A 10,403-nucleotide genomic window follows, 5' to 3' on the forward strand; every position below is an offset into this window, starting at 1 on the left:
ACCCATGGCTTTGCCGCGCGCCTCCGTCCAGCTCTACTCGCTGGCTGCCGACTTCTCCGCCGATCCACGCGGCTCGCTCGACAAGCTGGCCGCACTCGGTCTACAGCACGTCGAAGCGTTCGACTTCGTACGCCGCCCGAACGAGATCCGTGCCGCCCTGCACGCTGCCGGCCTCGAATCGCCGACCGGCCATGCGCCGCTCCTGTCGGACGAGCTGTGGACGCCCGACGGGTCCATCCCGACTCCCGCCCCAGAAGTGGTGTTCGACGCCGCAGCGACAGTCGGGATCACGACCGTCATCGACCCGTTCGTCGCAGTGGATCGCTGGATGACCGAGGACGGCGTCGCCGACATCGCCGAGCGTATGAATCGCGCCGCTGAGGTGGCGGCCGGTTTCGGGCTGCGCGTCGGGTACCACAACCACGCCCAGGAGTTCGTCGCGACCTTCGACGGGCAGACTGCCTTCGAGCGGTTCGTGTCCTTGACAGATGACACCGTGGAGATCGAACTGGACCTGTTCTGGGCGCTCGCCGGGGAACAAGACGTCCCGGCACTCGTGTCGCGGCTGGGATCACGACTCGTTGCCGTGCACGTCAAGGACGGCGTGGTGCCTCCGAGCAACCCGTTCGCACCCGACGCGCCTGCGTTCTCGTCCGACTCGCTCGATCAGCGACACGCCGGCGAGGGCGACGTCCCCCTGGGCGAGGCCCTCCGGGCAGGTGCCGGCGCGATCCGCTACGCCGTCATCGAGTACGACAACCCGCCCACGAACGTCTTCGACGACGTGGCTGCGAGCTTGGCCTTCCTCCGTGACGGGGGGTTCGTCCGATGAGCGCGGTCGGCGTCGGCCTGATCGGCAGCGGCGTCATCAGCGACACGTACCTGGACAACCTCAGTTCGTTCCCGGACATCGACGTCGTGATAATCGGCAGCTTGAACGTCGAGCGGGCCCGTGCGCAGGCCGAGAAGCACAGCGTTCCAAAGTGGGGGACCGCCGCCGATGTTCTGGCCGACCCCGATGTGCAGGTCGTCGTGAACCTCACTACTCCTGCCGCGCACGTGGAGGTGTCCACCGCCGCGATCACGGCAGGAAAGCATGTGTGGACCGAGAAGCCGATCGGCCTGGAACGAGATGGCGTCGACGCGCTGCTGAGGGCAGCGGATGCCGCCGGACTCCGGGTGGGTTCCGCGCCCGACACCGTCCTCGGCCCCGGGATACAGACCGCCAAGCGCGCGATCGACGGGGGCAAGATCGGTGCACCGCTCTTCGCCCACACCTCGTTCCAAACGCAAGGCCCCGACCTGTGGCATCCCGGCCCGCAGTTCCTGTTCTCACGGGGTGCCGGTCCGCTGCTCGACATGGGGCCCTATTACCTCACCGCACTGGTCAGTCTGCTGGGTTCCGTGGATCGCGTCGCGGCGGCGGGCATGAGGGCGCGAGCCGACCGCGAGATACGCACCGGACCCGACGCGGGCACCCGGTTCCCCGTCGAAGTGCCCACCACCCTCCAGGTGCTCACGATGTTCGAGGGCGGTCAGCAGGCCCACACACTCTTGAGCTTCGACTCGGCGCTGGAGCGCCACGGTGTCGTTGAGATCCACGGCACCGAAGGCTCGATCGTCATCCCGGACCCGAACAGATTCACTGGCCGCACCGCGTACGTAAAGCCGCTCACAGAACTCCGAGACGGTGAAGAGTTCGAGCAGCCGTGGATCCAGATCGAGCAGAAGGGGGCAACCGTCGGCCGCGGCCTCGGGCTGCTGGAGATGGTCCGCGCCATCGCGGAAGACCGACCCCACCTCGCCTCCGGCGAGCTGGGACGACACATCCTCGACGTCATGCTCTCAGCGGAAGAGTCCGCCGAGAGCGGCCGGTTCGTGACCGTCGAGAGCTCCGTCCCGGCCGTACCGGCGCTGCCCGAGGACTTCGACCCCTTCGCCCAGACGCTCTAAGCGGGAGCGCCGCGCGGTGCGAGGGGCAAGTGCTCGGGGGACGGAATGGCCGTTCGGCGGCCGACGCTCATGACGCGCGAGGGCTATGCCGGTGTGGTGGCGACGGCGGCGAGTAGCCCCATCTGGAACAGATCGTCGTGCACCCGGCTCGGACGTGGGCCGCGGATACTCAGACCAGGTAGTGGTTGATCGGGCTGTTGTCGACGGAATCGAAGTGCGGCTCGTGACCGCCGTCATGGACGGCATCGGCCTGCAATGGCTCCTCGACCCGGATACCGACATGCGCTCGGCAGTCGACACTTACGTCAAGCGCTGCACCGCTGTGTGGCGCTAGAGAACTCTTTGACGCGCGCGCGAGCGAGGCGCTTGAGGTCGCGGGATGACTGCATCCGGGTCGGCAGAGCCCTGAATCAGGGATGTGAAGAGGACGCAGGGGCACGGTCTGCCCCTGCGTCCTCAATTGGTGCTCGCGCGTCAGTTCCGCGCCGTCACTGGCGGGCCGATGCGTACATGTCCCACGCCGCTAGCGCTCGCGCGTAGTACGCCGCCCGGTAGGTGGTGGTGTCGTAGCCGTTCCACCCCTCGGGGGTGTTGAACGCAAACGCGCCGCCCGCCGCGGCAGTGGGGCTGTAGATCTGGTGAACCACACCCTCCGCGAGCTCGTTGCCAGCGTCGACCAGGTCGGGTCGTCCGAGCCGTCGGCCCTCTTGAATGAGCGTTCCGGCGAACTCGAAGTTCGTCCCTGTCCATACCTCCGCGGCCTGGAAACCCATTTCCCTGGGCCGGTTGGGCAGCACCGGGTACGGCGTGCCCCCGTTCGGGACCAGATTCGGCGCTCCGAGCATGTAACCTTCGGAGTCCTTCACCTGGGTGAGCTGGTCGAAGGAGTGGGTCAGGTGAGCGGCCACGCGCTCGGGCGGATTGATGTCCGCCAGCCCCAGCTGTTCGGCGACGTGCTGAGGCCACAGCACGTCGACGAAGAGGTCAGTAGACCTCTCGCCAGCGTCGGTGAACTTGTAGTAGCTCCCCGTCCAGAAGGCGTCCTCGTATGCGGACTGTGCGGCGTCCCGCGTCTGCGTGAGCGCGTCCACGTCTACGGTCGACGCTTCGGAGATACCGAGCCGTTTCGCGTCCTCAGTAGCGGCTGCCATGATGTCTGCGGCCAGGATGTAGAGGCCGGAGGTGTAGACCCCGTGGACTCCACCCGACTGGCCCATCACGTCGTAGGTGCTGGCGAAAACGGCCGCCTCCGTCGGGAGCGTGTCTCCCTGCGGTATCCGAGGTAGGACGTCGTGCGTCCAGAGGCGGAGCATCGCCGGATACGCATCGCGCAACAGCGAGTCGTCGCCCGAACTGCGATACGCGCCGTACGCGCGGATCAGGTACTTGACCGGACGATCGAAGAACGTGGTCTCCGGTACTGCCGGGCCGGTGGATTTCTCCCACAGCAGCCACGGCGCGGTGAGCTGCCACCAGATGTAATTGCCTACCGGGGGGTTGAAACCAGGGCTGCCGGGTACTCGGCCGTTCGGGTCTTGAGCGATCATCTCGGAGGTCGCTCGGACCCATGCGGCTTCGGTGGAGGGAAACAGTTCACGCAAGGCGATCGCCATCTGCCCCTGAACGTCAGTCTCGCCGGCGTCGGCCCAGCCGCCACCCGTGACGGTGTGGAAGAGGTGAGTTCCCGGGACTGCCGAGCCCGGTCGGGGCACATCCGTGTTGTAGGGGGAGGAGACCAGGCCCGACTCCCAGAAGGAGCCGTTGAACGAGAGCTGACCGAGTTCGTTCAGCGCCGCCATCCGGATCGCGGGTGACACCGTGTCATCGAAGGCCACCGGCTTCCACCAGCTGTCCACCGCTTCTGCTGCCTCGTCCACGCGTGTCAGGTTCCGCGCTGCGATTTCGAAGCCCTGGTTGCCGGGGTAGCTGCCCGTGATGTAGTTGTTCTGCTCGTCCTGACGGCCTCCGTAGAAGGAGGTGTAGCGCCGCATCCAGGAGGTGTCCCCCTCCGTACCGAACGTGATCTGTGGGAAGTCCCACGCCAGGACGAATCGGATGGTCTCGGTTTGATGAGCTTTCAGGTTCATGTCGACGGCGAGTGCGCTGGCGGAGTTGCTGCCATCTAGGGCAGCGTTGGGGAGACGGCCGGTGGCGTTGAAGGCGGCGTAGATGTCTGAGCCGTCGCCGTCTGCGTTCCAAGAGGTTGCGTACGAAACTCGCTGTCCCGGTTCACCTTGGACCGCGGTGGTCCACTCGCTGTTCTGCGAGTCGGCGGTGTTGTCGGGGCTGGACGCACCCAGCGTGATTCCGGTGATCTTATTGCGGTGATCCACGGTCTTGTGGCTGGTGAAGCCGGTTCGGACGCTGCGCACCGGACTGGGGGTGTTCTGCACTGCACTGGCCACGTGAGCGGGAGCATTGGGGAAGGTGAACATGGTCGACACCTTCGTCGTCTTGCTCGTTTCGTTCGTGAGTTCGACGTCGAAATAGGCCACCGGTTGGGAGGAGGACTCGTCGTCGCCGGCAACAATGGGTGTCCAGAACGTTGTGGACACTGCTGTGGAGGGCACCGGGTCGGCGTAGTCGATGCGGCCGAAGGGGTAGAGCGCGCTGTACGTCCCGCTCCCCGCCTCCAGGGTCGACCACGCAGGGAGCACGGACCCGAACTCGGAAGTATTGACCGCGAGCGTCTTGGTCGAGGCGGTTCTGCCCGGCTGCTGTTCACGGACGTGGATGGCGGCCTGAGGCAGGATCCGCTTCTCGTAGTTCGAGTTTGTAGAACCGCCCATGTTCCACGGACCGAACGTCCCCGCCTGGTTGATCATGAACGAGCCCGCTCCGAGCCCACCGAGCGGAATCCCGAGGCCGGGCTGAGCCATGGGATTGCCGAGCGCATACGGCACGGTGTCGGGAGCGGAGGTATCACCTGCACAGAGTTGCCAGTCGTGAGGGCTGCACGGGGTGCTTCCGATGACTCCCAGAGCCCGCTGATACGCGGCGTCACCCAGGGCCGAGTCGCCCGGCGGGTGCGCGGCGTCCGCGCGCGGCGGAGGCGGCGACGCCGACGCGACGGCTGGCGCCGATGTGATGGCCAGGCCGGCTACGACGGCAACGGCGACTAGTCGCCTGCCTGGACCGTGGCCTCTGAAAAGGGTTGCGGACATGTACATCTCCTCATTGATCTGAACACCGGCATCGCTGGATGGGCGCTACTCATCCGAAACAAAACCGATCGCTTCGGTTTCGCCAAATATAAACAGGTGGTTGTGTTTTGACAAGAGGGCAACAAGAAGGAGTCGTCGTGCGATCACGCCGCGTGCATTGGACGGGACGGGAATCGTGCGAGAACGGCTTGGAAGCACGTACTGACAGGGCCTCCCTCATCAGTGGTGTCCGGCGCACACTGGAGAACGCCTCAGAAGACGAGCGAAGGGAAACCCGATGGAAGTGCAGCGGCCGAACACCGTCAAGAATCCGCCCGAGTGGTTCACCGGCGACGTATGGCTCGACCCCATCGCCGCGCCCACCGCACCGGGTCAGCAGGCCAACGCTGGCCTCGTCCGTTTCTCTCCCGGTGCGCGAACAGCGTGGCACTCGCATCCCGGAGGGCAGACGCTCCATGTCTTGGAAGGGATCGCGCGGATCCAGTCTCGCGGCGGCGCGATCGTCGAAGTTCCGGCCGGACAGACTGTGATCTGCCCGCCCAATGAAGAGCACTGGCACGGCGCTGCGCCCGAGAGGTTCATGACGCACCTCGCAATCTGGGACACCCTCCCGGGCCAGCCCAGCGCCGTCTGGGGAGACCACGTCACCGACGCCGAGTACAACGACCGATGACGGAGGCGGACGACGCAGCGGTCCGCGCCGCAGTTCCCATGACCGCGCATCCGCAAGGGACGTGGGAAAAGTCGTCGAAAGAAGCAGTGCATCGCTGGGCAGCCATGAAAGGCTCAGAACTGAGGGATGACGCGGAAAGTGCGCCCTCGAGCACCCTTGAAAGGTGATCGGATAGGGGTTCAAATCCCACCGTAACTGCTCACCGCGACCTCCGAGGAAGTAGGGTCAGAGAACGGCCAAGGCAGCTCAAATGAGCGCCGGCGAGCGTGAGAAAGAGTTGAGAAAACCTCGGTGGCCACTGGTGCCTCCGAGCTCACTTCAATCCCCACGCGAAGCGCGGGAAACCGCATGAATGGCCCTCATCACCTAGAGGTGGTGACGGCTCAGCGGAGTTCAAATCCCTCCGTCTCCGCGGTTTTCAGGGAGTTTCGCGGTCGTTCAGAGCCGCTTGAGACGCAGTTCCGGGCGGTTCGGGCGCAGTCGCGTCAGTTCGCGGCGGTGGGGTTCTTTCTCAAATCTTCACCAGATCAGAAGCCGCCTAATGATGGGCGCCATGATGCGTCTGCGAACTGAGACCTGCTGGTGGACCGCGCCTATCGATCTGCTCATCGATGACGGCGATTCGCAGCGGTCCACTGTCCGGAGTCCGCGCTTGCCCGCCGTCGCCGTCGCCGACTGCCGGAGCTGCCGCCGAGCGAGCACGGGTTCAGATCTCAACGTGGGTCCTTCCGTTCCCCGCGTTCATTCCGCTTCGGCCTCAGTGAGTGGAAAACATTGACAGGCGGGCCGGGAGTTGATCTAATTCGGGATAGGAAACTTTACTAACTTGGAGGAGACCATGCGCTTCAACTCTCATCGCGCGTCCGGTGCAATGCTCGTGGCTGTGGCCATCGTCGGCGCGACGACTCTCGCCGGCTGCTCAGCCAGCAGCGACCCGGATGCCGTGACGATCAGGGTCGCCATGGGTTCCTCGGGGGATGCTGTCGACCAGGGCTTCGAGGTGCTCAAGGAAGAGTACGAAGCGAAGTACCCCGGACGAACGGTGGAGATCATCATCCAGGAGGATGACGTCTACCAGACCACCGGCCTCGCGACTCTGCTCTCGAGCAGGGAGGCTCCGGACGCCTACTTCGAGTGGTCCGGACCCCGCATGCGCGGGCACGTCAGCGATGGCGACGGTGCCGACCTCAGCGAAGCGCTCGAGGGCGACCTGTTCGCAGGACGCTTCGATGCCAACGCGTTCAACAACATGGATGTCGACGGATCGGGCATCTACATGGTGCCGTGGACCGGTGACGTCACCAACGTCATCTGGTACGACGCCGATGTCTTCGATGATCTCGGCCTCAGCGTGCCGACGACGTGGGATGAGTACCTCGACGCCAACCAGGCCATGCTCGACGAGGGCCTTCTGCCCTTGGTCGAGGGGAACAAGGACCAGTGGCCGGTGGGCAGCGTCGCCTCGCACATCGTCTCGCGCATGGTAGGCGAGGAGCAGTACTCCGCCGTCATGGACGGTGAGGCGCCGATGAACTCGTCCGAGATGGTCGGGGCCTTGGAGAAGCTCGCCGAGCTCGCCCCGTTCGTGAACCCGAGCATCAACGCGCTCGCGGACGACGAGGCCATGACGCAGTTCTTCCTGCAGAAGGCTGTGACCCACCAGATCGGCAGCTGGCTGATGGCGGATGCTGCCGAGAATGCCGGAGACCTCAACTTCGACTACTTCAACCTCCCTGCCTTCTCCGATGGCGCCGGCGACCAGGGCAGTGTGCTGGGCATCTCGACCGGGTTCATGGTGAACGAGAAGTCGGCGCACCAGGAGGAGACGCTGGAGTTCCTGGCGATGCTGGCCGATGAGGACGGCACCAAGATGTGGGCCGAGGCAGGTCTCGCCCCCATGACGATCGACCCGTTCAAGGGCGTCGACGCCGACCCGCGCACAGTCGCCCTCGCCGAGATGATGGGCACCGCGAGCGCACTCGTGGCACCGGCGGACAGCGGCCACGACATCGAGATCGCCGCCGCGTTCTACGACGCCGCAGCGTCGGTGATCGGAGGCACGGCGACACCGCAGGAGGCCGCCGACACCGCGCAGTCGCGAATCGATTCCGCCAACTGATCACGGGTGCGGGACGGGACGGGTGACGTCCCGTCCCGTCCCGTACCGCTTCGAGGAGCCCTGCTGTGAAACCCACCCGCGCCTGGTCGCCGTACTTGTTCGTGGCGCCCGCGATACTCGTGTTCGGGTTCGTGGTGCTCATCCCCGCCCTCGCGAACACGGCTCTGAGCTTCGCCAGCTGGACCGGCACGGATGCCATCCAGTTCGTCGGTCTCGACAACTACTTCCGCGCCTTCCGTGACGAGATCTACCTGATTGCCTACCGCAACACGTTCGTCTACATCCTGCTGACACTCGCGCTCGAGGTCGTCGTCGGGCTGCTGCTGGCGGGCCTCGTGACGATGCAAGGGCGGCGGACCACGTTCTACCGCGTCGCGTTCTTCGTGCCGGTCACCCTGCCGATGATCGTCATCGCGATCCTGTGGAGCTTCGTCTACAGCGATGACATCGGGCTCATCAACTCCGGATTGCGCGCATCCGGGCTCGACGAACTGACCCGGGTGTGGCTGGGAGATCCCGACACCGCCCTGCTCGCCATCTCCGTCGTCTCGGGCTGGATCTACGCCGGCTTCTACATGGCGATCTTCTACGCCGCGCTGCAGCGCATCCCGAAGCATCTCCTCGAGGCCGCGACGCTGGACGGAGCCAGTCAGTGGCGGGTGTTCTGGAGCGTCAAGGTGCCGCTGATCCGGCCGATGATCGAGGTCGCCGTGCTGCTGTGCATCACCGGCGCGTTCCAGAGCTTCGATCTGTTCTACGTGATGACCAACGGCGGGCCGGACCACGCGACGGAGATCATCACCACGTATCTCGTGGAGGTCGTGTTCCGGTATCGCGACCTCGGCTACGGTGCCGCGCTGTCGACGATCATGACGGTCGTCGTGGTGGGCATCGCGCTCATTCTCGTCAGGATGCGCACGAAAGGTGGAAGCAATGACATTGAGTACTGAACGTCCCGCGGCTCTCCCCGCGCTTCCCCACGCGCAGCAGCGCCCCTTGCCGCGCCGCCGCGCGCGACGGATGGTCGCCGTCGCAGGCAGCAGGACGCTCTATCACACGGTGATGATCGTGCTCTCGCTGATCTACATCGTGCCGCTCGGCTGGATGGTGATGTCGTCGTTCAAGAGCAAGCGCGAGATCTTCGATGCGCCGTTCTCACCGCCGGCTGTCCCGGACTTCAGCACGTGGGCGGAGGCATGGGAGCGCGGCAACCTCGGCGGCTACGTCCTCAACAGCGTCATCGTCACAGCCTCCGCCGTGACGATCATCCTGTTGTGCGCGCTCGCCGCGGCCTACGCATTCAGCCGGTTCGAGTTCCGCGGCAAGACGCTTCTGCTCGCTCCGTTCATCCTGGGTCTGCTGCTCCCCGTGCAGTCCTACATCACCGCGCAGTCGCGGATCTTCGACTCGGTGTACCTTCTCAACACGCGGTGGGTGCTGATGGTCGCGTACGCGGGCCTCGGGCTCTCGCTCGCGGTGTTCCTGCTGAAGGCATACCTCGATTCGATGCCGAAGGAGATCTTCGAGGCGGCGCGCGTGGACGGGGCCGGCGACTTCCGCACGCTCGTCCAGATCGTGCTGCCGCTCATGGCGCCGGGCATCTCGACGGTCGCGGTGTTCTCGATACTCTCAGCGTGGAACGAGTTCCTCCTCGCGATGCTCTACGTGCAGGACGATGACCTGCGCACCATCCCTGCCGGGCTGCTCGCCTTCACGGGACGTCACGCCACCGACTATCCGATGCTGTTCGCCGCGCTCTCGATGATCACGCTGCCGGTGATCGTCGTCTACACGATCTTCCACAAGCAGGTCATCGCCGGCGTCACCGAGGGCTCGGTGCAGTGATCCTCGTGGCTCGTGGCTCGTGCGGCTCACAACGCGCGGATCATGATGAGCTCATCGGCGCTCGAGGCGGAGGGCTCCGCCTCGAACCGGAAATGCTCGTAGAAGCCGATGGCGCGGAGGTTCGCGGGCGAGACCCCGAGGTGGACGCCGGGCGACCCGGCCTCGGCGAGGGCGTCCAGCAGGATGCCCAGCATCCTGCCGCCTCGGCCGCCCCCCTGCACGTCGGGGAGCATGTCGATGTGCAGGTGCGAGGGGTAGGTCTCCAGAAGCGAGGCGGGCCGTCGCTGCGGGTGGTGGAGGTACTGGACCATCTCCCGATCGTGCGGATTCGCCGTCTCAGGCACGAGAGGATGCCGCGCCTGCAGCACCGGCCACCACGCGGTGGCCAGCACGCTCTCGAACGAAGTCGTGTCGACGACGCCGAGCACGTACCCTCGTGCGCGGTCGTGCGCGTCGGCATACGCCCAGGCGAAGTCGGGGGAGTGGCGCAGGTAGGGGCCGACGAACACCTCTCCGAGCAGGCGGGGATCGTCGTAGAGATCGCTCGCGTCAGTCCCATCGGCGCCGGTGCCCAGGCACACGTCGTAGAGGTCGTCGGTGTCGGCCTTGCGCGCCCGGCGGATTCCCATCGGCCCTCATCCCATCTCGT

The 10,403-nt window shown here is 65.6% G+C and carries 8 protein-coding genes; 6 read left to right on the forward strand and 2 right to left on the reverse strand.

Translation table 11 applies throughout. From position 1 onward, the window contains the following. Nucleotides 1–4 precede the first annotated feature (4 nt). Both SOM19_RS03240 and SOM19_RS03245 read left to right on the forward strand, forming a co-directional pair. Complete coding sequence (locus SOM19_RS03240) at nt 5–832, forward strand: sugar phosphate isomerase/epimerase family protein (RefSeq protein WP_320485112.1); 828 nt, start codon at nt 5–7, stop codon at nt 830–832. After that, a complete protein-coding gene (locus SOM19_RS03245; protein WP_320485113.1) occupies nt 829–1,953 on the forward strand; it encodes a Gfo/Idh/MocA family protein in 1,125 nt (374 codons plus the stop codon). The genes SOM19_RS03240 and SOM19_RS03245 overlap by 4 nt, the downstream gene beginning before the upstream one ends. Nucleotides 1,954–2,441: 488 nt before the next feature. On the opposite strand, the gene SOM19_RS03250 is transcribed toward SOM19_RS03245, so the two are convergent. Continuing rightward, nucleotides 2,442–5,117 (reverse strand): GH116 family glycosyl-hydrolase, encoded by a 2,676-nt coding sequence (locus tag SOM19_RS03250; protein ID WP_320485114.1) that lies wholly within the window; start codon nt 5,115–5,117, stop codon nt 2,442–2,444. Nucleotides 5,118–5,394: 277 nt separating this feature from the next. Between SOM19_RS03250 and SOM19_RS03255 the strand changes: the two genes are divergently transcribed. The 4 genes from SOM19_RS03255 to SOM19_RS03270 all read left to right on the forward strand — a co-directional run bounded on the left by SOM19_RS03255 (nt 5,395) and on the right by SOM19_RS03270 (nt 9,754). Next, complete coding sequence (locus SOM19_RS03255; RefSeq protein WP_320485115.1) at nt 5,395–5,790, forward strand: (R)-mandelonitrile lyase; 396 nt, start codon at nt 5,395–5,397, stop codon at nt 5,788–5,790. An 838-nt stretch (nt 5,791–6,628) separates the two neighbouring features. After that, a complete protein-coding gene (locus tag SOM19_RS03260; RefSeq protein ID WP_320485116.1) occupies nt 6,629–7,909 on the forward strand; it encodes an ABC transporter substrate-binding protein in 1,281 nt (426 codons plus the stop codon). A 65-nt stretch (nt 7,910–7,974) separates the two neighbouring features. Further along, complete coding sequence (locus tag SOM19_RS03265) at nt 7,975–8,859, forward strand: carbohydrate ABC transporter permease (RefSeq protein ID WP_320485117.1); 885 nt, start codon at nt 7,975–7,977, stop codon at nt 8,857–8,859. Then, on the forward strand, nt 8,843–9,754 hold the full coding sequence (locus SOM19_RS03270; protein WP_320485118.1) for a carbohydrate ABC transporter permease: 912 nt from the start codon (nt 8,843–8,845) through the stop codon (nt 9,752–9,754). Before SOM19_RS03265 ends, SOM19_RS03270 begins: the two co-directional genes overlap by 17 nt. 26 nt (nt 9,755–9,780) lie before the next feature. Here SOM19_RS03270 and SOM19_RS03275 read toward each other — a convergent pair whose 3' ends face one another. Next, nucleotides 9,781–10,383, reverse strand: coding sequence for a GNAT family N-acetyltransferase (locus tag SOM19_RS03275; RefSeq protein ID WP_320485119.1), 603 nt, complete (start codon nt 10,381–10,383; stop codon nt 9,781–9,783). Nucleotides 10,384–10,403: the final 20 nt, after the last annotated feature.

The organism is Microbacterium sp. CFBP9034 (assembly GCF_034045255.1).
In the GTDB taxonomy this organism is placed as follows: Bacteria; Actinomycetota; Actinomycetes; order Actinomycetales; family Microbacteriaceae; genus Microbacterium.

Excerpts from the sequence above, each read along its gene's own strand:
- SOM19_RS03275 (WP_320485119.1), bottom strand. The coding sequence starts at position 10,383 with ATGGGAATCCGCCGGGCGCGCAAGGCCGACACCGACGACCTCTACGAC.
- SOM19_RS03240 (WP_320485112.1), top strand. The coding sequence starts at position 5 with ATGGCTTTGCCGCGCGCCTCCGTCCAGCTCTACTCGCTGGCTGCCGAC.
- SOM19_RS03250 (WP_320485114.1), bottom strand. The coding sequence starts at position 5,117 with ATGTCCGCAACCCTTTTCAGAGGCCACGGTCCAGGCAGGCGACTAGTC.
- SOM19_RS03270 (WP_320485118.1), top strand. The coding sequence starts at position 8,843 with ATGACATTGAGTACTGAACGTCCCGCGGCTCTCCCCGCGCTTCCCCAC.
- SOM19_RS03255 (WP_320485115.1), top strand. The coding sequence starts at position 5,395 with ATGGAAGTGCAGCGGCCGAACACCGTCAAGAATCCGCCCGAGTGGTTC.
- SOM19_RS03245 (WP_320485113.1), top strand. The coding sequence starts at position 829 with ATGAGCGCGGTCGGCGTCGGCCTGATCGGCAGCGGCGTCATCAGCGAC.
- SOM19_RS03260 (WP_320485116.1), top strand. The coding sequence starts at position 6,629 with ATGCGCTTCAACTCTCATCGCGCGTCCGGTGCAATGCTCGTGGCTGTG.